This window comes from Mangrovimonas sp. CR14, assembly GCF_011764015.1.
Classification (GTDB): domain Bacteria; phylum Bacteroidota; class Bacteroidia; order Flavobacteriales; family Flavobacteriaceae; genus Mangrovimonas; species Mangrovimonas futianensis.
The window spans coordinates 162,159-184,053 of the sequence record NZ_JAAFZY010000004.1; the positions used below are offsets into that span (position 1 = coordinate 162,159).

Annotated in this window: 20 protein-coding genes and 5 tRNA genes; all 25 read left to right on the forward strand. The window is 36.5% G+C overall.

Annotated elements, in window-relative coordinates:
* Nucleotides 1–84 precede the first annotated feature (84 nt).
* Nucleotides 85–2,172, forward strand: coding sequence for a phosphate acetyltransferase (gene pta, locus GZ212_RS09465; RefSeq protein ID WP_166959361.1), 2,088 nt, complete (start codon nt 85–87; stop codon nt 2,170–2,172).
* Nucleotides 2,173–2,225: 53 nt separating this feature from the next.
* A complete protein-coding gene (locus GZ212_RS09470) occupies nt 2,226–3,407 on the forward strand; it encodes an acetate/propionate family kinase (protein ID WP_166959363.1) in 1,182 nt (393 codons plus the stop codon).
* Nucleotides 3,408–3,472: 65 nt separating this feature from the next.
* Complete coding sequence (locus tag GZ212_RS09475; RefSeq protein ID WP_166959365.1) at nt 3,473–4,744, forward strand: DUF2851 family protein; 1,272 nt, start codon at nt 3,473–3,475, stop codon at nt 4,742–4,744.
* Nucleotides 4,745–4,818: 74 nt separating this feature from the next.
* Nucleotides 4,819–5,046 (forward strand): PspC domain-containing protein, encoded by a 228-nt coding sequence (locus GZ212_RS09480; protein WP_082316613.1) that lies wholly within the window; start codon nt 4,819–4,821, stop codon nt 5,044–5,046.
* Nucleotides 5,047–5,096: 50 nt separating this feature from the next.
* Complete coding sequence (locus GZ212_RS09485; protein WP_240923794.1) at nt 5,097–6,071, forward strand: TrkA family potassium uptake protein; 975 nt, start codon at nt 5,097–5,099, stop codon at nt 6,069–6,071.
* Between the two features lie 99 nt (nt 6,072–6,170).
* Complete coding sequence (locus GZ212_RS09490; RefSeq protein WP_166959370.1) at nt 6,171–7,793, forward strand: sodium:alanine symporter family protein; 1,623 nt, start codon at nt 6,171–6,173, stop codon at nt 7,791–7,793.
* Nucleotides 7,794–7,811: 18 nt separating this feature from the next.
* Nucleotides 7,812–8,678, forward strand: coding sequence for a ComEA family DNA-binding protein (locus GZ212_RS09495; RefSeq protein ID WP_370520472.1), 867 nt, complete (start codon nt 7,812–7,814; stop codon nt 8,676–8,678).
* A 30-nt stretch (nt 8,679–8,708) separates the two neighbouring features.
* Nucleotides 8,709–9,890 (forward strand): acyl-CoA dehydrogenase family protein, encoded by a 1,182-nt coding sequence (locus GZ212_RS09500; protein ID WP_166959372.1) that lies wholly within the window; start codon nt 8,709–8,711, stop codon nt 9,888–9,890.
* A gap of 1 nt (nt 9,891) precedes the next feature.
* Entirely contained in the window at nt 9,892–11,289 is a 1,398-nt protein-coding gene (locus GZ212_RS09505; protein ID WP_166959375.1) for a carboxypeptidase-like regulatory domain-containing protein, read from the forward strand.
* A 133-nt stretch (nt 11,290–11,422) separates the two neighbouring features.
* The gene (gene rpsU, locus GZ212_RS09510; protein ID WP_053972357.1) at nt 11,423–11,617 is read left to right on the forward strand and encodes a 30S ribosomal protein S21; all 195 of its coding nucleotides are present in this window, start codon (nt 11,423–11,425) and stop codon (nt 11,615–11,617) included.
* 112 nt (nt 11,618–11,729) lie between these two features.
* Nucleotides 11,730–12,620, forward strand: a complete 891-nt coding sequence (locus tag GZ212_RS09515) for a tyrosine-type recombinase/integrase (protein WP_166959377.1) — start codon at nt 11,730–11,732, stop codon at nt 12,618–12,620.
* A gap of 38 nt (nt 12,621–12,658) precedes the next feature.
* Entirely contained in the window at nt 12,659–12,961 is a 303-nt protein-coding gene (gene hpf / locus GZ212_RS09520) for a ribosome hibernation-promoting factor, HPF/YfiA family (protein WP_053972359.1), read from the forward strand.
* Nucleotides 12,962–13,061: 100 nt separating this feature from the next.
* Nucleotides 13,062–13,135, forward strand: a tRNA-Thr gene (locus GZ212_RS09525).
* A gap of 36 nt (nt 13,136–13,171) precedes the next feature.
* Nucleotides 13,172–13,254: transfer RNA gene (locus GZ212_RS09530), tRNA-Tyr, on the forward strand.
* Between the two features lie 122 nt (nt 13,255–13,376).
* A tRNA-Gly gene (locus tag GZ212_RS09535) sits at nt 13,377–13,449 on the forward strand.
* 10 nt (nt 13,450–13,459) lie between these two features.
* Nucleotides 13,460–13,531: transfer RNA gene (locus GZ212_RS09540), tRNA-Thr, on the forward strand.
* A 65-nt stretch (nt 13,532–13,596) separates the two neighbouring features.
* Complete coding sequence (gene tuf / locus GZ212_RS09545; protein WP_053972360.1) at nt 13,597–14,784, forward strand: elongation factor Tu; 1,188 nt, start codon at nt 13,597–13,599, stop codon at nt 14,782–14,784.
* Between the two features lie 61 nt (nt 14,785–14,845).
* Nucleotides 14,846–14,918, forward strand: a tRNA-Trp gene (locus GZ212_RS09550).
* 15 nt (nt 14,919–14,933) lie between these two features.
* Nucleotides 14,934–15,131: a preprotein translocase subunit SecE gene (gene secE / locus GZ212_RS09555; protein WP_166959380.1), complete on the forward strand. Its 198-nt coding sequence runs from the start codon at nt 14,934–14,936 to the stop codon at nt 15,129–15,131.
* A 9-nt stretch (nt 15,132–15,140) separates the two neighbouring features.
* Nucleotides 15,141–15,695: a transcription termination/antitermination protein NusG gene (nusG, locus tag GZ212_RS09560; RefSeq protein WP_053972361.1), complete on the forward strand. Its 555-nt coding sequence runs from the start codon at nt 15,141–15,143 to the stop codon at nt 15,693–15,695.
* A gap of 80 nt (nt 15,696–15,775) precedes the next feature.
* Nucleotides 15,776–16,216, forward strand: coding sequence for a 50S ribosomal protein L11 (gene rplK, locus GZ212_RS09565; protein WP_053972362.1), 441 nt, complete (start codon nt 15,776–15,778; stop codon nt 16,214–16,216).
* A 16-nt stretch (nt 16,217–16,232) separates the two neighbouring features.
* On the forward strand, nt 16,233–16,922 hold the full coding sequence (rplA, locus tag GZ212_RS09570) for a 50S ribosomal protein L1 (RefSeq protein WP_053972363.1): 690 nt from the start codon (nt 16,233–16,235) through the stop codon (nt 16,920–16,922).
* A gap of 19 nt (nt 16,923–16,941) precedes the next feature.
* The gene (gene rplJ, locus GZ212_RS09575; protein ID WP_053972364.1) at nt 16,942–17,463 is read left to right on the forward strand and encodes a 50S ribosomal protein L10; all 522 of its coding nucleotides are present in this window, start codon (nt 16,942–16,944) and stop codon (nt 17,461–17,463) included.
* 63 nt (nt 17,464–17,526) lie between these two features.
* Nucleotides 17,527–17,904 (forward strand): 50S ribosomal protein L7/L12, encoded by a 378-nt coding sequence (gene rplL, locus GZ212_RS09580; RefSeq protein ID WP_053972365.1) that lies wholly within the window; start codon nt 17,527–17,529, stop codon nt 17,902–17,904.
* A gap of 127 nt (nt 17,905–18,031) precedes the next feature.
* Nucleotides 18,032–21,844, forward strand: a complete 3,813-nt coding sequence (gene rpoB, locus GZ212_RS09585; RefSeq protein WP_053972366.1) for a DNA-directed RNA polymerase subunit beta — start codon at nt 18,032–18,034, stop codon at nt 21,842–21,844.
* Nucleotides 21,845–21,895 lie beyond the last annotated feature (51 nt).

A 21,895-nucleotide genomic window follows, 5' to 3' on the forward strand; every position in this document is an offset into this window, starting at 1 on the left:
ATATCAGTAAATTTAAGTATTAAAGTTCTACCTTTACTTGTTCATTATCAGAAGTATCTGAAAATTAATACAACAAAATTAATCATGAATAAAGGACTATATGTTGCTACTATGGAATCTCATAGTGGTAAGTCGCTGATTACATTAGGTCTAATGAATTCCCTTTTGGGAAAAGTAGCTAGAGTTGCTTATTTCAGACCTATTATAGATACCCATAAAACCGGAGTTGATAACCATCTCGATACGGTTTTGTCCAATTTTGACTTAAAATTGGATTATGAGCAGGCTTATGCTTACACAAGACCGCAATTGGTACAAATGCTTAACCAAGGAAAGTCTGGACAGGTTTTAGATTTAATCATTCACAAATATAAGCAACTTGAAAACGATTTTGACTTCGTTTTGGTCGAGGGCAGTGACTTTTTGGTTGACGGTACGGTGTTTGAGTTTGATTTTAATGTGTTAATGGCTAAAAATCTTAGAATCCCTGCTATTATAATTGGGAGTGGTCAAGATAAATCGCAAGCTGAGATGTTAAACGGTTTGGAAATGGCCTTTCAATCATTCTCTCAAAAAGAGGTGCCTGTGCTGGGAGTAATTGCCAATAAAGTTTCGCAGGACAATTTAAAACCTACAAAGAAGGAACTTCAGGCATTTTTTGGTAGTGATGTAGCAGTTTATGCCATCCCAGAAATCCCAACTTTGGCCAACCCAACAATTAAAGAGGTAATAGATGAGCTAGACGGAACGGTGTTGTTTGGAGAAGGATATCTTAATAATCAAACGGGAAGTTATGCGGTTGGGGCAATGCAATTAAGAAATTATTTGACATTTCTCAGGGAAGATGCCTTGGTGATCACGCCGGGGGATCGTGCAGATATAATTTTGGGCGCACTTCAAGCCAATATTTCTGCCAGTTACCCAAGAGTTTCCGGAATCGTGTTGACTGGAGGGTTGATTCCTGAAGAACCTATTTTGAAATTAATAGAGGGATTGTCTCAAATTGTTCCCATCATTTCGGTTAAAGGAGGAACGTTTTCTGTGACGAATAAAATAGGTCAAATAAAATCAAGAATTTATGCCAGTAGTTCTCAAAAGATAGAGACTTGTCTTAATGCCTTTGAAAAATATGTTCCCATAGACCCTATGGTTGAAAAATTAATCAATTTCAAGCCTATAGGAATGACACCTAGAATGTTCCAATATGGATTGTTGCAAAGAGCCCAAAAAACGAAAAAACATATTGTTTTACCTGAGGGTAATGACGTACGTATTCTTCAGGCGGCAGCAAGACTTTCTGGTTTAAACTTGGTTGATTTAACCTTGTTGGGAGAAAAGGATAAAATTGAAGAATTAGTCATGCTTCATGGAATTCCATTGGATCTAAATACGGTTTCAATTATCAATCCAGTTGAAAGCGATTATTTTGAAGATTATGTTTCCACATTTTATGAATTGAGAAAACATAAAAATGTTAATATGGATATCGCCAGGGATTGGATGAGTGACGTTTCCTATTTTGGAACCATGATGATTTACAAAGGGCACGCCGACGGTATGGTATCTGGAGCAGCACATACAACACAGCATACCATTAGGCCAGCACTTCAATTTATTAAAACCAAGCCTGGTGTTTCTGTGGTATCTTCCATTTTCTTTATGTGTTTGGAAGATCGAGTTTCCATTTTTGGAGATTGTGCCATTAACCCAAATCCTACTGCTGCTGAATTAGCTGAAATTGCTATTACATCGGCAGAAAGTAGTAAAACCTTTGGTATTGAACCGAAGATTGCCATGTTGTCCTATTCTTCAGGTACTTCAGGGAAAGGAGAAGATGTGGACCGAGTACGCGAAGCGACCGAAATAGTGAAAAAACAAAGACCAGATCTAAAAATAGAAGGCCCTATTCAATATGATGCCGCAGTAGATATGGCTGTTGGAAAAAGCAAAATGCCAGATTCTGAGGTGGCTGGTCAAGCCAATGTATTGATATTTCCTGATTTAAATACAGGGAATAATACCTATAAAGCGGTACAAAGAGAAACTGGTGCGCTGGCAATAGGTCCTATGCTTCAAGGTTTAAATAAACCGGTAAACGATTTAAGTAGAGGATGTACAGTTGATGATGTATACAATACCATTATTATAACTGCTATTCAGGCTCAATTATAATTGGTCTTGCCAAGATCTAAAACTATAGTATTAATATTGTTGATGGATAACAAATGAAACAAATTTTAGTAATAAACTCCGGAAGTTCTTCAATCAAATTTCAATTATTGCAAATGCCTAACGAAGAGGTTTTGGCTTCTGGAATGGTAGATAGAATAGGACTGGAGCAATCAAATATCAAATATCAATCGGAATCGTTTTCTATCGAAAAGGAAGGAAATGTTTCAGATCATACCCAAGCCTTAAATATTCTTTCCCAACTATTATTGGATAAGGAAAATGGAGTCGTTGAAAATAAGGATGATATAGATGCTGTTGGACACAGGGTGGTTCATGGTGGAGCAAATTTCACCAAAACAACCTTTGTGAATCAAGAGGTAAAGGATAAAATAAAAGATCTATTTTCATTGGCTCCCTTGCATAATGTTCCCAATTTTAAAGGAATTGAGGTAGCAGAGGAAATTTTCCCATCCGCGAAACAATTGGCTATTTTCGATACCGCTTTTCATACCACTATTCCTGAAAAGGCACACAAATATGCCATTCCCAACGAGTTTTATGAGAAAAAAATCAGACTTTATGGGTTCCATGGAACGAGCCATAAATATGTTTCAGAGAAAGCAAATGAAGTGTTGGAACTAAAAAACTCCAAATTGGTAACCGTGCACTTAGGAAATGGCTGTAGCATATCAGCCGTCAAAGATGGAATCTGTATCGATCATTCATTAGGTTTTGGACCTATGAATGGGTTGATCATGGGGACACGCTCTGGAGATATTGACCAATCGGTAATATTCTATTTGATTGATAAGTATGGGTATTCCTCTAAAGAAATTAATGAATTACTCAACAAAAAGAGTGGCATGTTGGGTCTGACAGGGTTTAGTGATTTGAGAGATATAGAATCGGAGGCTGAAAAAGGAAATAAAAATTGTCAATTGGCATTAGAAATGAATGCGTATCGAATTAAAAAGTACATAGGTAGTTATGCAGCTGCTATGAACGGTCTCGATGCCATTGTGTTTACAGCGGGAATAGGTGAAAACAGTTCTGTGTTGAGGTCTTTGGTTTGTAGGGATATGGATTATCTGGGAATTCAATTGGATTTGGATAAGAATGAAAAAAGATCTAGAGAGGTTAGGACAATTCATGGTCAAGATTCTCGAGTTTCTATTCTGGTTGTCCCAACAAATGAAGAATTGGAAATTGCTAGACAAGTTTACAGTTTAATATAACTGCAATCCTAAAAGAGGATTTTTAATTTATTGCATTTGAGATTAATATCTGCTAAATTTAATCCATGCAAGAGGATTTTCTACATTTTATCTGGAAACATAAAAAATTTCATCAGGAGCAATTGGAAACAACCCAATATGAGCCTGTTGAAATTTGGAATGTAGGAACCCATAACCATAATTCTGGTCCAGATTTTTTTAATGCTCAAATTAAAATAGGGGACCAGCTTTGGGCTGGAAATGTGGAAATTCATATGAATTCCAGTGACTGGTTTCAGCATAATCATGAAAATGACCCCGCCTATAATAATGTGATTCTGCATGTGGTTTATCAACATGACACTGAGGTCTTCCGTAGTGATAATTCAACTTTACCAACCGTGGAGTTGAAACCTTACTTAGATGAAAGAACTGTAGCAGGATATCGTGAGCTTTTTTCAAAGCAGGATAAATGGATTAATTGTGAAACCCATTTTTCGGAGGTTCATGGATTTACTATAAATAATTGGTTGGAGCGATTGTTTATTGAAAGGTTGGAGAGAAAATCTCAAACCATATTTAAACTTCTAGAAAAGACAAAGAACAATTGGGAGGCCGTTTTATTTGTTTTGCTAGCAAAGAACTTTGGTCTTAAGGTTAATGGAGAGGCTTTTCAAAGTTTAGCAGAATCATTGGATTTTAATGTGGTAAGAAAGGTACGATCCAATCAAATGGCCATTGAAGCTTTACTGTTTGGGCAAGCTGGTTTGTTGGATGGCGAACAGGAGGATGGTTATTTTAAAAGCCTCAATAAGGAATATCAATTTTTGAATCAAAAGTTTCAGTTGTCTAATCAAGGAGTTTTGCCCATTCAGTTTTTTCGATTGCGACCTCAAAATTTTCCAACTTTACGATTGTCACAGCTAGCCACGTTATATCATGAAGAGGAACATTTGTTTTCTCAATTGATGGACCTTAACAAAAAGGAGGCATTTTATAAATTGTTGCGTAAATCGACCTCTCCTTATTGGGACTCTCATTATAGTTTTGGGAAGGAATCCAAAACGTCCAAAAAGATAATGAGCAAGTCGTTTGTTGACTTGCTTTTGATCAATACTATAATCCCTCTTAAATTTGCATATTACCAATCTATAGGAAAAGATCCTTCCGAGGATTTGTTTCAATTGGCCCATGAAATTAAACCTGAAAAAAATCATATAGTTCAAGCTTTTGATCAACTAAAAAAAGTGGGTTTTTCTTCTTTGCAAACCCAAGGGTTACTGCAGCTGAAAACAGAATATTGTGATAAAAATAAATGCCTTCAATGCGCCATAGGAAATGCATTGATAGTTAAATGATTTATTAAGGTTTGCTTTAGGATATCTTGAGCAAACCAACATTTCATAGTACAAATAAATGTTTATCTTGCGGTATGAATATATTTTACAATAGCTTACTTTATTTCCAGAAACGGGGGTATCATGTATGTCAGCGAATTGCAGATAGATTGGGGATTAGGGCTAAGGTGGTTAGGACTTCCTTTATGTACTTGACATTTGTAACCTTAGGGTTTGGTTTTGCTTTGTATTTGTTCATCGCATTTTGGATGCGTATTAAAGATTTGGTTTATACAAAGCGTTCATCTGTTTTCGATCTATGATTTCCAGAGTAGCTTTTTTTAGAATTTTTAGGTCTAAAATCTACACAGCGATGTTCCTGCTAGCATTATTGGTCGGGACTGGAGTGGTAGGGTTTAAAATTCTGTCTGGTTATTCTTGGATAAACGCCCTTTACATGACGGTCATTACTATGACCACAGTAGGTTTCAGTGAAGTCCAGCCTTTGGATGATGCCTCGAAAATTTTCACCATCATTTTAATTTTAACAAGTGTTATTATTGTGGGTTATGCCATAAGCGTGATTACGGAATACATTTTAAGTAGAAATAACTATGAAGATTTAAAGATCAAAAAGATGCAAAAGGAAATGGAAGCGCTTAATAACCATATTATCATTTGTGGATATGGTCGTAATGGGAGTCAGGCAGCACGAAAATTAAAGGCTTATAAAAAGCAGTTTGTGGTGGTTGAGAGAAATAAGGAACTTTTACAGAAATTGGATGAAGAGAACATTTTGTATGTCAATGGAAATGCCAATGAAGATGATGTATTAAAGGAAGCTGGAATTGAAAGAGCGAGCACATTGATTTCCGCTTTGCCAAATGATGCAGATAATGTATTTGTGGTTCTTTCTGCTAGACAAATAAATAGTAAGTTGACAATTATTAGTAGAGCGTCACAAGAAACTTCCTATGAAAAGTTAAAATTTGCGGGAGCTAATAACGTTATTTTACCAGATCGAATTGGTGGCGACCATATGGCTTCTTTAGTAGTTATTCCAGATTTAATAGAATTTATAGATAACCTTTCTATTGTAGGAAAGTCCAATATCAATATCGAGGAAGTAGAGGTTGAAAAACTTTATGATACCAGTGCTGTAAAAACCATTCGAGATTTAGACCTAAGGAAAAAGACAGGATGTAATGTGATAGGTTTTAAAAGTCCAGAAGGAGAATATATAGTTAATCCAGATGCTGATATTAATCTAGTTCCCAACTCAAAAATTATCGTTTTGGGAAGGCCAGAGCAGATCCAAAAACTCAATTCTGAATTCAACTTGAGCTAAGGGTTTTTAACAACCAATGTTTTAATAACTGCATTTTTTTTTGCATCTTGTCGCCCTTTACAAAAAAGAAATATAAATCTAACTAAAACTTAAAATAGCATGAGAAGATATCTTCTTACAATTTTTACTTTGATTTTACCCCTTATCACCTTTGCCCAAGAATCGGCCTCTGAAAAATTTGATAGAATTTTCAAGGAGTATACTGGCTGGTTTGTTGAAGGTATTTTTTATGAAATTCCCTTTTCTGAAAATTACCAAATTCCATGGGTTTTAATTGTTTTGATAGGTGGTGCCATCTTCTTTACTATTTATTTTAAGTTCATCAACATTACTGGGTTTAGAACGGCTTTACGTGTGGTGCAAGGGAAATATGAGGATATTGAAAAGCATGGTGCCGATACACTATATGGTGATCAAACACCAAATGAAGATCATAATATCATTGAGACCTTACGCGATGATAGTGCCCATGGTGAGGTTTCTCACTTTCAAGCGTTAACAGCTGCTCTTTCCGCAACCGTTGGATTGGGTAATATTGCTGGTGTTGCCGTAGCGTTATCCATTGGTGGTCCTGGGGCTACTTTTTGGATGATTGTTGCCGGACTTTTAGGTATGGCTTCTAAGTTTGCTGAATGTACCCTTGGTGTCAAGTATAGAGATGTAGGTGAAGACGGTACAGTCTATGGAGGACCAATGTACTACCTAACAAAAGGGTTCAGAGAGAAAGGAATGGGGGGAATAGGAAAAGTGTTGGCCGTTGTTTTTGCCATTTTTGTGATTGGAGGCTCTTTTGGAGGAGGTAATATGTTCCAAGCCAATCAAGCGGCAGCGCAGTTTACCAAGTTATTTGATTTTCAAAGTGATAATGCTGGAATGTATTTCGGTATGGTTATGGCGGTTATCGTAGCCGTGGTAATAATAGGTGGTATTAAAAGGATTGCTTCGGTTACTGAGAAAATAGTTCCTTTTATGGCTGGAATTTACGTTTTGGCTTCACTAATTATTTTAGGAGCTAACTACAATCATATTGGTGATGCTTTCGGATTGATTTTTGAAGGTGCTTTTTCAGGATTAGGAATTGCGGGAGGTTTAGTAGGAGTTATGATTCAAGGTATTAGAAGAGGAGCATTCTCTAATGAAGCAGGCGTTGGTTCTGCTGCAATTGCTCACTCTGCTGTTCGTACCAAATACCCAGCATCTGAAGGAATAGTAGCGTTATTAGAGCCTTTTGTTGATACTGTAGTGATTTGTACTATGACAGCATTGGTAATCATTATCACCAATTATGAAGGCGGATTTATGGAATATGGCGTTCCTATTAAGGAAGGGGTAGAGCTAACAGCAACTGCGTTTGATTCTGTTATCCCGCATTTCTCTATTATTTTGACCATTGCAGTTATTTTATTTGCCTTTTCAACTATGATTTCATGGTCTTATTATGGAATGCAAGGATGGGTATATTTATTCGGAAAAGGAAAAGTAAGTGATCTAGTTTATAAAATACTATTCTTGATATTCGTGGTATTAGGTTCCTCAATTAGTTTAGGAGCGGTTATTGACTTTTCAGATGCTATGATTTTTGCCATGGTAGTACCTAATATTATTGGGGTTGTCATTTTATCTCCAATCATTAGCAAAGAATTAAGGAAGTATATGAAGGCTATTAATGTGAAACATGAGGCCTTGGATGAAGGGGCTGAAGATTTGACTAAGCACATGTAATATTTTTAAAAATAAGATATGATGAAATCCCATTTCCTGTTTACAAGAAGACAACGAAATGGGATTTTTTTATTGATCCTTGTGGTGTTGGCTGTTCAGGCAATTTATTATGTGTCAGATTTTACAAAGCCTATTGATTATGGAAATCAAGAGGAGATTGATGCTTTTTTGAAAGAAAGGGATTCTTTGGTTAAGGTTTATGAGGAAAACAGCAAGCCTAAAATTTATCCTTTCAATCCCAATTATATCACAGATTACAAAGGCTATGTGTTAGGGATGACCAATGAAGAAATAGATCGGTTGTTAAAGTATCGAGAGCAAAATAAATGGGTGAATTCTGTTAGCGAATTTCAAAAAGTAACCTTAGTTTCAGATTCCCTGTTAAAAGAAATATCGCCCTATTTCAAGTTTCCTGAATGGACAAAAAGCTATAACAATAACCAAAAGACCAATTCGTTTTCGAACAATAGTAATTACCCTTCAGAAAAAAAGGATTTGAATCTAGCCACTGCAGGTGATTTACAAAAGGTGCGCGGTATTGGGCCAACGCTTTCAGAAAGAATTATAAAATTCCGTACAAAGATAAATGGCTTTGCCGATCAGGTTGAACTGTTTGAGGTTTATGGTCTATCTTCAGAGGTTATTGAAGAAATAGGGAAGCACTTTACCATAAAAACCCCAAGGCATATTGACAAAATAGCCTTAAATTCGGCCTCTGTAAATGAGTTGGTGCAAATCAAGTATATTGATTATGAAATTGCTCATGAAATAATAGAAGAAAGAACCTTGCGAGATGGATTTAAAAATTTTAATGAATTGTTAAAAATTAAAGATTTCCCGATTGTGAAATTGGAAATAATTAAATTGTATTTGACTTTAGATTAGAAAAACACAAAAAATAAGACTTAGAAATTAATGAACAATTTATATTTTGGAGAGGAACATCATTTATTTAGAGAAAGCCTGAAGGATTTTCTTAAAAAAGAAGTGGTTCCTCATATAGATAAATGGGAAAAGTCAGGAACCGTTGAGAGGTTTATCTGGAAGAAATTTGGTGATATGGGATATTTGGGGTTAGCATCCCCAGAGGAATACGGCGGATTGAATTTAGACTTTTTCTATACTGTTATTTTACTGGAAGAATTGCAGAAAATAAATTCTGGAGGATTTGCAGCCAATATTTGGGCACATGCCTATTTAGCGATGACACACGTAAATGCAGAAGCGAGTCCGGAGTTAAAGGCAAAATACTTGTCGGGTAGTATTCATGGAGATTTGATTGGATGTCTTTGTATTTCAGAACCTTTTGGAGGTAGTGATGTGGCTGGAATGAGAACGACGGCTGTTCGTGACGGTGATCATTATATCATTAATGGCTCCAAAACGTTTATTACCAACGGTGTTTATAGTGATTATTTGGTAGTTGCAGCAAAAACGAACCCCGATTTGGGTCACAAAGGTATTAGTATCATCTTAATCGATAGAGATACTTCAGGTATTTCAGCAACCAAATTGGATAAATTAGGTTGGCGTGCATCAGATACAGCAGAAATTGCATTTGATAATGTGAAGGTGCCCGTATCCCATCTAATGGGTGAGGAAGGCAAGGGCTTTTCTTATATCATGCAACATTTTGCATTGGAACGTCTAATTATGGGGATCAATGCACATGCAAGGGCTGAATTTGCTCTGGAATATGCTCTTGATTATATGAATAACAGAAGGGCTTTCGGTAAATCCCTTACTGAGTTTCAGGCGTTGAGACATAAGTTTGTTGACCTATATACTGACATGACCTTCTGTAAAGAGTTTAATTATGGTATTGCTTACAGAATGAATCAAGGAGAGTATGTGGTTAAAGAAGCGACTATGGCTAAATTAAAATCCACCAAAATGGCTGATGAAGTGGCTTACGAATGTATTCAATTTTTAGGTGGATATGGCTATATGGAAGAGTACCCTATGGCTCGCTTGTTTAGAGATAGTAGGTTGGGACCTATTGGCGGAGGAACTGCCGAAATTCTAAAAGAAGTTTTGTCAAAAATGATTATCGATAAGGTAGAATATAAACCTGCTTTAGAACACGCCCCAAAATAATATGAAAAGACTGATTCTCTTTTTGGTAATAGGAATGATAGGGTTTATTGGTCATTCCCAAATTGAAATTAAAAATAAAGTGGTGGATTTCCAGTCCTTCCTTCCATTGGAAAACTGTAGTGTATATGTGAAGAATACGACCATAGGAACTGTGACTAATGAGGATGGTAAGTTTGTTTTATTGATACCAGAAAAGCATCAGACTGATACGTTGATTGTCTCCAATATCGGTTATAAAAGTTATAAAATTCCTGTAAACGAATTCGATGACTCCATGGAAATTATTTTGGAGGAGGATATTGCTTCCTTGAATGAGGTCTTGCTGGTTGCCGATACGAGACCAGAAACAGCAAACGAAATTATTGAAAGAGCGCTAGAGCGCCTTCCACGTAATTTGCCAGAATCTCCATATCTTCAAAAGGGGTTTATTAGACACAAGGAGAGAAATAAGAGGGAATTTAAATGGCTCATTGAAAGTGCCATTACGTTGTATGATTCCAGTTTTCCATCTGGGGCAAATGAGAATATCAAAATAAATGTAGATCAAGTAAGAAAGAGCTATGATTTAAGAGATGTTGACAGTCTATTGGTGTATACATCATATCTAAAAAATCATGTTAGGAATTTCAAAATGAAATCAAGGAACCTAAAAAGAGACACCATCAGGACATCGTCATTGGTAAAAGCCATTCGCTGGAATGACGGTCGCGTGAATGGATTGGAAAACCTGTTTAAAGGTAAATTGAATTTGGTTCGAAACTCGCATGATCCCAAGGCATTGTTCGGTGAAAATATGTTGGAAAGCCACCAGTTTGAATTAGATACTATTTTGGTAGATAATGAAAGAAAGATCTATAAGATTAAAATAGAGGAAGGGAATGATTTTGTAGACCTCCATACCAAAGGTATTTTTAATAACGGGTTTCAAGCTCAAGGTTGGATCTATGTTTACTGGGACAACTATGCTATAAAAAAAATAGAGTATGAATTGGTTGCTGCCTCAGATGCACAAAAAAGTAGAAGTAAAACACTTTTTGATACTTATTTAAATCACAAGTTGGAATTATCCTATATGGAGTATGACGAAAGGATGTATCTCAATTACATATATTATGAAACACCAAAATTGGTTAATGTAGGTGATAAGTCAAATCAAGACAACGCTAATAATGATGAACGCTATTATTATACGGTTCAGGAGGTCTTGTTTACCGAGATAGTTGTAGATCCTGAAGAGGTGCAAGAACAAATTGTGGGTAAATCTTGGGATGCCGATATGTTTTCCCCGAAACCTTATGATAAGTCATTTTGGAAAAGTTACAACACCTTATTAGAAAGCGAAGAGGAGGAAAAACTTATAGAAGATTTAACTCAAAAGTACTCCTTATATAAGGAATAGGAATATTAAAAAGACCTTTCATTGTAACTAGTTAAAGGTCAACGCTAAAAAAAATATTTTTTTTGTTGTGCAACTAGATTTAGTTAGTATATTTGCGCACCGAAATGACTAAAAGAGAGGAGGTGATGTTTCTATGTTAATTATACCAGTAAAAGAAGGAGAAAATATCGATAGAGCTTTAAAGCGTTACAAACGAAAGTTTGATAGAACTGGAGTTAAACGTGCGTTGCAAGAACGTAAGCAGTTTACTAAACCTTCTGTAGAGAAAAGATCTCAAGTACAAAAAGCTCAGTATATTCAAAGATTGAGAGATCAAGAGAATATCTAATTTGAGTGAAATAATATTTAAAAATCCCGTAAGTTACTTGCGGGATTTTTTATTTCTTTAAAGATAGTTGGAAAGAATTTAGTATATTTAATGTTACCTAAAACCCAACTAAATGTCTTTTAAATTCTTTTTGGACTACCTACTTCTGGAAAAGAATTATTCCAAACACACCGTTGATGCTTATCATAGGGATTTAAATAGTTTCTTAGAATTTATTGAAAAAGAATTCCAAACAACAGATATTTCAGGTATTCATTATTCTCAAATTAGGAGTTGGATTGTTTTTATGGTTGAAAGTGGTATTTCGAATAGGAGTGTCAACCGCAAAATTTCTGCATTAAATACCTATTATAAGTTTTTAATGAAGGTTGGGGATTTAGAAGTGAATCCATTGGCCAAACACAAAGCTTTAAAAACAAGTAAAAAAATTCAAGTCCCTTTTTCAGAAAAGGAGGTGGGAGTTGTGCTAGATGATTTTGAGTTTGGGGATGATTTTGAAAGTTTGAGGGATAAATTGATGATTGAGCTGTTTTATTCTACTGGAATAAGAAGAATTGAACTGATCAATATTAAATTGCGTGACATAGATACCTCCAATCAACTTCTTAAGGTTTTAGGGAAAAGAAATAAAGAGCGCTTTGTACCATTGTTACCTTCAGTTTTAACTAGCTTAAAAAATTATTTGGAGGAAAGAAATAGCTTGGTGCAGATCATCGATAAAGAGATGTTATTTTTAACCAAAAAGGGCGTTAAAGTATATGAAAATCTTGTTTACCGAATCATAAATGAGTATTTTAGTTTAGCATCCTCTAAGGTGAAAAAGAGTCCGCATATTTTGAGGCATTCGTTTGCGACGCACTTATTGAACCAGGGTGCCGATTTGAATTCAGTAAAAGAATTATTAGGGCATTCTAGTTTGGCAGCTACTCAAGTGTACACCCATAATAGTATTGCCGAACTTAAAAAAGTTTATCTAGATGCTCACCCTAGAAACCAAAATTAAATCAAATAGCCTTTTTGTCTAACTAAAAACAATGTAGTATGAAAGTAAACACGCAATCAGTCAACTTTTCTGCCGACAGAAAATTGATAGACTTTATCCAAAAGCGTATGAACAAGTTAGATTTGTTTTATGATCGGGTGATTCAATCCGATGTTTTTCTAAAGGTCGCTAACACTAGTGACAAAGCCAACAAAATATTTGAGGCAAAAATAAGTGTACCCGGTGATAGTCTGGTAGTTAAAAAACAATGTAAGACCTTTGAAGAGGGAGCAGATATGGCTGTAGCCTCTTTAGAAAGACAGTTAAAAAGAAGAAAAGAAAAATTAAGACCACATTTATGAGAAAATTTTTCAAAAAATGTTTTGAATAAGAAAATAAATATATACATTTGCAGTCCGTTAGAAATAGCGGGCTTTTTTTTAGATAAAAAAGCAGTGAAAAGCCTCCATAGCTCAGCTGGCTAGAGCAGCTGATTTGTAATCAGCAGGTCGTGGGTTCGAGTCCCTCTGGAGGCTCATAAGTTCTTTAAAAAATATAGAAAATAAGGTAATGGGGAGATACTCAAGCGGCCAACGAGGACAGACTGTAAATCTGTTGTTTTTTAACTTCGCAGGTTCGAATCCTGCTCTCCCCACATTTTAAATTTCAATTGGCTTTTGAAACGTTTGTTTTCCTGTAAAGCACAGATTGAAAAAAACTGAATTCGGGTTTACCCCGAGCTGAATGAAAAACTGAGGTTTTTTATTCTAAAATCAGGCGGGAGTAGCTCAGTTGGTAGAGCGTCAGCCTTCCAAGCTGAATGTCGCCGGTTCGAACCCGGTCTCCCGCTCTTTTTTAAAGCCGGTGTAGCTCAGGGGTAGAGCGTTTCCTTGGTAAGGAAGAGGTCACGGGTTCAAATCCCGTCATTGGCTCTATCTGTTTTAACAGGAAAAAGGACACTAATATTATTATATAACTAAGATTAAATTTATTAAAAATGGCAAAGGAAACTTTTGATCGTTCCAAACCCCACTTAAATATTGGTACAATTGGACACGTTGATCACGGTAAAACAACTTTGACAGCTGCTATTACTACTGTATTAGCTAACGCTGGTTTATCTGAACTGAGAAGCTTCGATTCAATCGATAACGCTCCAGAAGAAAAAGAAAGAGGTATTACTATTAATACATCTCACGTAGAATATCAAACAGCTAACCGTCACTATGCTCACGTTGACTGTCCAGGTCACGCGGATTACGTAAAGAACATGGTAACTGGTGCGGCTCAAATGGATGGTGCTATCTTAGTGGTAGCTGCTACAGATGGTCCTATGCCACAAACTCGTGAGCACATCCTATTAGGACGTCAGGTAGGTATTCCTCGTATCGTTGTTTTCTTGAACAAAGTGGACATGGTTGATGACGAAGAATTATTAGAGCTTGTTGAAATGGAAGTTAGAGATTTATTGAACTTCTATGAGTATGATGGAGATAACGGACCTGTAATTTCTGGTTCTGCTTTAGGTGCTCTTAATGGTGAGCAAAAATGGGTTGACACTGTAATGGAATTGATGGATGCAGTTGATAACTGGATCGAAGAGCCAATGCGTGAAGTTGACAAGCCATTTTTGATGCCTATCGAAGATGTATTCTCTATTACTGGTCGTGGTACTGTTGCTACTGGTCGTATCGAGACTGGTGTTGCTAACACTGGAGATCCAGTTGAGATCATCGGTATGGGAGCTGAAAAATTGACTTCTACTATCACAGGGGTTGAGATGTTCCGTAAAATCTTAGATAGAGGTGAAGCTGGTGATAACGTTGGTATCTTATTAAGAGGTATCGAGAAAACTGATATCCGTCGTGGTATGGTTATCTGTAAGCCAGGTTCTATTACTCCTCACGCTAAATTTAAAGCAGAGGTTTATATCCTTAAAAAAGAAGAAGGTGGACGTCACACACCATTCCACAACAACTACCGTCCTCAGTTCTACGTACGTACAACTGACGTAACAGGTAACATTGTTTTACCAGAAGGTGTTGAAATGGTAATGCCAGGTGATAACTTAACTATTACTGTTGACTTGATTCAACCAATTGCATTAAACCAAGGTTTACGTTTTGCTATCCGTGAAGGAGGTAGAACAGTTGGAGCTGGTCAGGTAACTGAAATTTTAGACTAATTTAGTTAATAAATATAGAGTTAAGGTATTCCGAAATATCGGAATGCCTTGACTTGTATTTACGGGTTTAGCTCAGTTGGTAGAGCACTGGTCTCCAAAACCAGGTGTCGGGAGTTCGAGTCTCTCAACCCGTGCAAATAGATATTATAATGGCTGGAATTGTAAACTATATAAAAGAATCATTTGAAGAATTGAAAAACCACGTGACTTGGCCAGCTTGGCCTGAGGCACAAAGTTTAACTATACTAGTAGCAGTGTTCTCTGTAATTTTTGCCTTGGCAACTTGGGGAGTAGATACTGTTTTTGGTAAAGTTGTGGGTTACTACTTTAAATTGATTAACGGTTAATATACGATTATGTCTGAAGTGAGCGAGAAAAAATGGTACGTAGTCAGAGCCGTTAGTGGTCAAGAGAATAAGATTAAAAACTATATCGAGAATGAAATAGCTCGATTAGGTTTAGATGATTATGTTGATCAGGTTTTGGTTCCTACGGAAAAGGTGGTTCAGATACGTAACGGTAAGAAAATAAACAAAGAGAAGGTTTATTTTCCGGGTTACATAATGATTCAAGCCAATTTAACTGGTGAAATTCCACATATCATCAAATCTGTAACCAATGTTATCGGATTTTTAGGTGAAACCAAGGGAGGTGATCCAGTGCCGTTAAGGCAGTCTGAGGTGAATAGAATGTTAGGTAAGGTTGATGAATTATCAGTAGAAGCAGATTCTAATGTGATGATTCCTTACAAAGTTGGTGAGACTGTAAAAGTAATTGATGGACCATTCAATGGATTTGATGGTACTATTGAGAAAATTAACGAGGAAAAGCGTAAGCTTGAAGTAATGGTGAAGATCTTTGGAAGAAAGACACCATTGGAATTAAGTTATATGCAGGTAGAAAAAGTATAATAGTTGTTACATTATAGATAGGTGCAGTTCTTTTGCTTCCAACTTAAAGAAATGCATCGCTTTTAAATTTTATTTTAAAAATGGCAAAAGAGTTAAGTAAAGTAGTTAAACTACAAGTTAGGGGAGGTGCTGCGAATCCGTCGCCACCGGTTGGACCCGCTTTAGGTGCCGCTGGAGTTAACATCATGGAGTTCTGTAAGCAATTTAATGCCAGAACCCAAGACAAACCAGGTAAAGTATTGCCTGTTGTTATCTCGGTTTATAAGGACAAGTCTTTTGACTTTGTTGTTAAAACCCCTCCGGCAGCTGTACAATTATTAGAAGCGGCCAAGGTGAAGAAGGGTTCAGGAGAACCTCATATTAAAAAAGTAGCTAAAGTTTCTTGGGATCAGATAAGAACCATTGCTGAAGACAAAATGCAAGATTTAAATGCATTTACTATCGATTCTGCTATGAGAATGGTAGCCGGTACAGCTAGATCAATGGGAATATCTGTAAAAGGAGGCGAAGCCCCTAAGTAATCTAAAAATTTATTAAATGGGAAGATTAACTAGAAAGCAAAAAGAGGCTTTAGCGAAAATAGAAAAAGGAAGACTTTATTCTGTTGCTGAAGCATCAGCATTAGTAAAAGAAATTACCAATACCAAATTTGATGCCTCTGTGGATATTGCTGTACGTTTGGGAGTAGATCCTAGAAAAGCAAATCAAATGGTTAGGGGGGTTGTAACCCTTCCACATGGTACTGGTAAAGACGTGAAAGTTTTAGCTTTGGTAACTCCAGACAAAGAAGCAGAAGCTAAAGAAGCTGGAGCAGATTACGTTGGATTGGACGAATACCTTGATAAAATCAAAGGTGGATGGACAGACGTTGACGTTATCATCACTATGCCAGCTGTAATGGGTAAATTAGGTCCATTAGGTCGTATATTAGGACCTCGTGGTTTAATGCCAAACCCTAAGACTGGTACAGTAACCATGGATGTTGCTAAAGCAGTAAGCGATGTAAAGGCAGGTAAAATTGACTTCAAAGTTGATAAAACTGGTATCGTTCATGCATCTATCGGAAAGGCATCATTTAGCCCAGATAAGATTGCAGGAAACGCAAACGAATTAATACATACATTAATCAAACTTAAACCAACTGCAGCAAAAGGAACTTATGTGAAAAGCATTCACATGTCTAGCACTATGAGTCCTAGTGTAGCTGTAGATCCAAAAGTCGGTTAAGTAGTTAAATAAATTCATTATGACAAGAGAAGAAAAATCACAAGTAATTGAAGAATTAACTGCACAGTTAGCCGATAACCCTAATATCTATTTAGCAGATATTTCTGGTTTGGATGCAGATAGCACTTCTAATTTACGTCGTGCTTGCTTTAAAGCTAACATCAAGCTTGCAGTTGTTAAAAATACCTTGTTATCCAAGGCAATGGAAGCTTCAGAAAAAGACTTTGGTGACCTTCCTTCTATTTTGAAAGGAAACACTTCTGTTATGTATTCTGAAACTGGTAATGGTCCAGCCAAAGTAATCAAAAACTTCCGTAAAAAATCAGACAAACCTTTATTAAAAGGAGCGTTTATTGAGGAAGCAATTTACATTGGTGATGAACAACTTGACGCTTTAGTTAATATCAAGTCTAAAGAAGAAGTTATTGCAGACATCATTGCATTGTTACAATCTCCTGCGAAGAACGTTGTTTCAGCGCTTCAATCTGGAGGAGGAAAATTAGCAGGTATTTTGAAAACGTTATCCGAGAAAGAAGGATAATATTTGATAAGTACGCACTTTTTACAACAAATAAATTAATTACATTTTAAAACGATAGAAAAAATGGCAGATTTAAAAGATTTCGCAGAACAATTAGTTAACTTAACAGTAAAAGAAGTAAACGAGTTAGCTGATATCTTAAAAGAAGAATATGGTATCGAGCCTGCAGCTGCTGCTGTGGCTGTAGCTGGTCCAGCCGCTGGTGGTGGAGATGCTGCTGCTGAAGAAAAAACTGAATTTGATGTTATTCTTAAAGCAGCTGGTGCTTCTAAATTAGCAGTAGTTAAATTAGTTAAAGAATTAACTGGTTTAGGATTAAAAGAAGCTAAAGAATTAGTTGATAACGCACCTAGCCCAATCAAAGAGGGTATTGCTAAAGACGAAGCTGAAGGCTTAAAATCTTCTTTAGAAGAAGCTGGAGCAGAAGTTGAGCTTAAATAAGCTTAAACGCTCAAACTTATAAAGGTTTAGGCCTAAAGTTTATACACTTTTAGGCCTAGACCATTTTGCGTATATAAATGCACCGTACGCACACCTTTTTATTTTTTAATCAAAATTCCGTCCATTGATGTTAGCAAAACAAGCTGAAAGAACAAACTTCTCTTCTATTATCAATAGAACTGAGTACCCCGATTTCTTGGACATTCAGATTCAATCCTTCCAGGATTTCTTCCAGTTGGAAACTAAATCAGAAGAGAGAGGGAAAGAAGGTCTTTATAACACCTTCATGGAAAATTTCCCTATAACTGACACACGTAATCAATTTGTTTTAGAATTTTTAGATTACTTTATTGACCCTCCTAGATATACCATCGAGGAATGTATTGAAAGAGGACTTACCTATAGTGTTCCTTTAAAAGCTAGACTTAAGCTTTATTGTACAGACCCAGAACATGAGGACTTCGAAACCATCGTTCAGGATGTATATTTAGGAACCATACCATACATGACTCCAAGCGGTACGTTTGTTATCAATGGTGCTGAACGTGTTGTTGTATCCCAATTGCACCGTTCACCAGGAGTTTTCTTTGGACAATCTTTCCATGCAAATGGAACCAAATTATATTCTGCTAGAGTTATTCCATTCAAGGGTTCTTGGATAGAATTCGCTACAGATATCAACAGTGTAATGTATGCTTACATTGACCGTAAGAAAAAGTTACCTGTTACCACTCTTTTCAGAGCTATTGGATTTGAAAGAGATAAAGACATTCTTGAAATTTTTGACCTTGCTGAAGAAGTTAAGGTTTCAAAAGCAGGATTGAAAAAAGTTATTGGCCGTAAATTGGCTGCTCGTGTACTTAATACATGGCATGAGGATTTCGTTGATGAGGATACAGGAGAAGTAGTTTCTATTGAAAGAAACGAAATCATTTTAGATCGTGATACCGTATTGGACAAGGATAATATTGAAGAAATCCTTGAGACTAGTGTAAAAACGATCTTATTGCACAAGGAAAATGCACAACAAGGTGATTATGCTATTATCCATAACACCTTGCAAAAAGACCCTACAAACTCTGAGAAAGAGGCAGTAGAGCACATCTACCGTCAATTGCGTAATGCAGAACCGCCAGATGAGGAAACGGCTCGTGGTATCATTGATAAATTATTCTTCAGTGATCAACGTTATTCATTAGGTGAAGTAGGGCGTTATAGAATGAATAAAAAATTAGGTCTTGATATCGGAATGGATAAGCAAGTGCTTACCAAAGAAGACATCATTACCATTATTAAATATTTAATTGAATTAATCAACTCAAAAGCTGAAATCGATGATATCGATCACTTATCAAACCGTCGTGTACGTACCGTAGGTGAGCAATTATCATCTCAGTTTGGTGTTGGTTTAGCTCGTATGGCTCGTACCATTCGTGAGCGTATGAACGTTCGTGATAATGAGGTGTTTACTCCTATCGATTTGATCAATGCTAAGACATTATCATCTGTAATCAACTCATTCTTTGGTACCAATCAGTTATCTCAGTTCATGGATCAAACGAACCCATTGGCTGAGATCACTCACAAACGTCGTCTATCAGCTTTAGGACCTGGAGGTTTATCTAGAGAAAGAGCTGGATTTGAGGTTCGTGACGTTCACTATACACACTACGGACGTTTATGTCCAATTGAAACACCAGAAGGACCGAATATTGGTTTGATTTCTTCTCTTTCAGTTTACGCAAAAGTAAACTCGATGGGATTCATTGAAACGCCTTATCGTCCTGTTGTAGATGGTGTTGTTGATATCAAGGGAGAACCAATCTATCTAAGTGCCGAAGAGGAAGAAGAAAAATTGATCGCTCAGGCAACCGTAAAAGTTGATGACGCTGGAAAGGTATTGAATGATAAGGTTATTGCTAGAATGGAAGGTGACTTCCCTGTTGTTGAACCAGATAAAGTTCATTACACAGACGTTGCGCCAAACCAAGTAGCTTCTATTTCAGCTTCATTAATTCCTTTCTTGGAACATGATGATGCGAACCGTGCTTTGATGGGATCTAACATGATGCGTCAGGCTGTACCATTGTTACGTCCTGATTCTCCAATTGTTGGTACTGGTCTTGAAAGACAAGTAGCGAAAGATTCAAGAGTATTGATTAATGCTGAAGGAGAAGGGGTTGTTGAATATGTTGATGCTAGGGAAATTACTATTCGTTACGATAGAACTGAGGATGAAGCCAAAGTTAGTTTTGATGCTGAAACCAAAACCTATCCGTTAGTTAAATTCAGAAAAACCAACCAAGGTACTTCTATTAACTTGAAACCGATTGTTAGAAAAGGTGATAAAGTTTCTAAAGGACAAGTACTTTGTGAAGGTTATGCAACTCAAACTGGAGAATTAGCGTTAGGTAGAAACATGAAAGTAGCCTTCATGCCTTGGAAAGGGTATAACTTTGAGGATGCGATTGTGATTTCTGAGAAAGTAGTAAGAGAAGACATTTTTACTTCTATTCATATTGATGAATACTCATTGGAAGTTCGTGATACCAAATTAGGTAATGAAGAATTGACAAATGATATTCCTAACGTTTCAGAAGAGGCTACTAAAGACCTTGATGAAAACGGTATGATTAGAGTAGGTGCTGAAGTAAAACCTGGAGATATTTTGATAGGTAAGATTACACCTAAAGGAGAATCTGACCCAACTCCAGAAGAAAAATTATTGAGAGCTATCTTCGGTGATAAGGCTGGTGATGTTAAAGATGCCTCTTTAAAAGCATCTCCTTCATTGAATGGTGTTGTTATCGATAAAAAATTATTTGCTCGTGCTATCAAAGATAAGCGCAAACGTGCAAAAGATAAGGAGGATATCGCCCAACTTGAAGCAGCTTACACTAGTAAATTTGATGAGTTAAAGGATAACTTGGTAGATAAATTATTCGCTATTGTGAATGGAAAAACTGCTCAAGGTATCTTTAATGATCTAGGGGAAGAAGTATTGCCAAAAGGTAAGAAATATACCTTGAAAATGTTACATGCTGTTGATGATTACACGCATTTAACTTCAGGTTCTTGGACTACTGATGATTATACAAACAAATTGGTTGCTGATTTAATTCACAACTACAAAATCAAGGAGAACGACTTACAAGGTTCTTTAAGACGTGAGAAGTTTACCATTTCTGTAGGAGATGAATTGCCAGCAGGGATCATCAAACTAGCTAAAGTTTATATTGCTAAAAAACGTAAACTGAAAGTAGGGGATAAGATGGCAGGTCGTCACGGTAACAAAGGTATTGTTGCCCGTATCGTAAGAGAAGAAGATATGCCATTCCTTGAAGATGGAACACCAGTTGATATCGTGTTAAACCCACTAGGGGTACCATCTCGTATGAACATTGGTCAGATTTATGAAACGGTTCTTGGATGGGCTGGTCAAAAGTTAGGAAAGAAATTTGCTACTCCTATTTTTGACGGTGCTACTCTAGACCAGATCAATGAGTTTACTGATGAAGCTGGAATCCCAAGATTTGGGCATACTTACTTATATGACGGTGGAACAGGTGATCGTTTTGACCAACCTGCAACTGTTGGTGTTATCTACATGTTGAAATTAGGTCACATGGTTGATGATAAGATGCACGCCCGTTCTATTGGTCCATACTCATTGATTACGCAACAACCTTTAGGTGGTAAAGCACAATTTGGAGGTCAGCGTTTTGGTGAGATGGAGGTTTGGGCTCTTGAAGCTTATGGTGCATCAAGTACTCTAAGAGAAATCTTGACCGTTAAATCTGATGACGTTATAGGAAGAGCTAAAACATACGAAAGTATTGTTAAAGGTGAGCCTATGCCAGAACCTGGATTACCAGAGTCTTTCAACGTATTGATGCATGAATTGAAAGGTCTTGGACTAGACATTAGATTAGAGGAATAATATATCGTTCACCACCAATTTTTTGGTGGTGAACATTAGTTTACAATTAAT

Excerpts from the sequence above, each read along its gene's own strand:
- GZ212_RS09470 (WP_166959363.1), top strand. The coding sequence starts at position 2,226 with ATGAAACAAATTTTAGTAATAAACTCCGGAAGTTCTTCAATCAAATTT.
- rpoB (WP_053972366.1), top strand. The coding sequence starts at position 18,032 with ATGTTAGCAAAACAAGCTGAAAGAACAAACTTCTCTTCTATTATCAAT.
- GZ212_RS09480 (WP_082316613.1), top strand. The coding sequence starts at position 4,819 with ATGAATATATTTTACAATAGCTTACTTTATTTCCAGAAACGGGGGTAT.
- GZ212_RS09500 (WP_166959372.1), top strand. The coding sequence starts at position 8,709 with ATGAACAATTTATATTTTGGAGAGGAACATCATTTATTTAGAGAAAGC.
- hpf (WP_053972359.1), top strand. The coding sequence starts at position 12,659 with ATGAAAGTAAACACGCAATCAGTCAACTTTTCTGCCGACAGAAAATTG.
- GZ212_RS09475 (WP_166959365.1), top strand. The coding sequence starts at position 3,473 with ATGCAAGAGGATTTTCTACATTTTATCTGGAAACATAAAAAATTTCAT.
- GZ212_RS09515 (WP_166959377.1), top strand. The coding sequence starts at position 11,730 with ATGTCTTTTAAATTCTTTTTGGACTACCTACTTCTGGAAAAGAATTAT.
- pta (WP_166959361.1), top strand. The coding sequence starts at position 85 with ATGAATAAAGGACTATATGTTGCTACTATGGAATCTCATAGTGGTAAG.
- nusG (WP_053972361.1), top strand. The coding sequence starts at position 15,141 with ATGTCTGAAGTGAGCGAGAAAAAATGGTACGTAGTCAGAGCCGTTAGT.
- tuf (WP_053972360.1), top strand. The coding sequence starts at position 13,597 with ATGGCAAAGGAAACTTTTGATCGTTCCAAACCCCACTTAAATATTGGT.
- GZ212_RS09505 (WP_166959375.1), top strand. The coding sequence starts at position 9,892 with ATGAAAAGACTGATTCTCTTTTTGGTAATAGGAATGATAGGGTTTATT.
- rplA (WP_053972363.1), top strand. The coding sequence starts at position 16,233 with ATGGGAAGATTAACTAGAAAGCAAAAAGAGGCTTTAGCGAAAATAGAA.
- rplK (WP_053972362.1), top strand. The coding sequence starts at position 15,776 with ATGGCAAAAGAGTTAAGTAAAGTAGTTAAACTACAAGTTAGGGGAGGT.
- rpsU (WP_053972357.1), top strand. The coding sequence starts at position 11,423 with ATGTTAATTATACCAGTAAAAGAAGGAGAAAATATCGATAGAGCTTTA.
- rplJ (WP_053972364.1), top strand. The coding sequence starts at position 16,942 with ATGACAAGAGAAGAAAAATCACAAGTAATTGAAGAATTAACTGCACAG.
- GZ212_RS09490 (WP_166959370.1), top strand. The coding sequence starts at position 6,171 with ATGAGAAGATATCTTCTTACAATTTTTACTTTGATTTTACCCCTTATC.
- GZ212_RS09495 (WP_370520472.1), top strand. The coding sequence starts at position 7,812 with ATGATGAAATCCCATTTCCTGTTTACAAGAAGACAACGAAATGGGATT.
- GZ212_RS09485 (WP_240923794.1), top strand. The coding sequence starts at position 5,097 with ATGTTCCTGCTAGCATTATTGGTCGGGACTGGAGTGGTAGGGTTTAAA.
- secE (WP_166959380.1), top strand. The coding sequence starts at position 14,934 with ATGGCTGGAATTGTAAACTATATAAAAGAATCATTTGAAGAATTGAAA.
- rplL (WP_053972365.1), top strand. The coding sequence starts at position 17,527 with ATGGCAGATTTAAAAGATTTCGCAGAACAATTAGTTAACTTAACAGTA.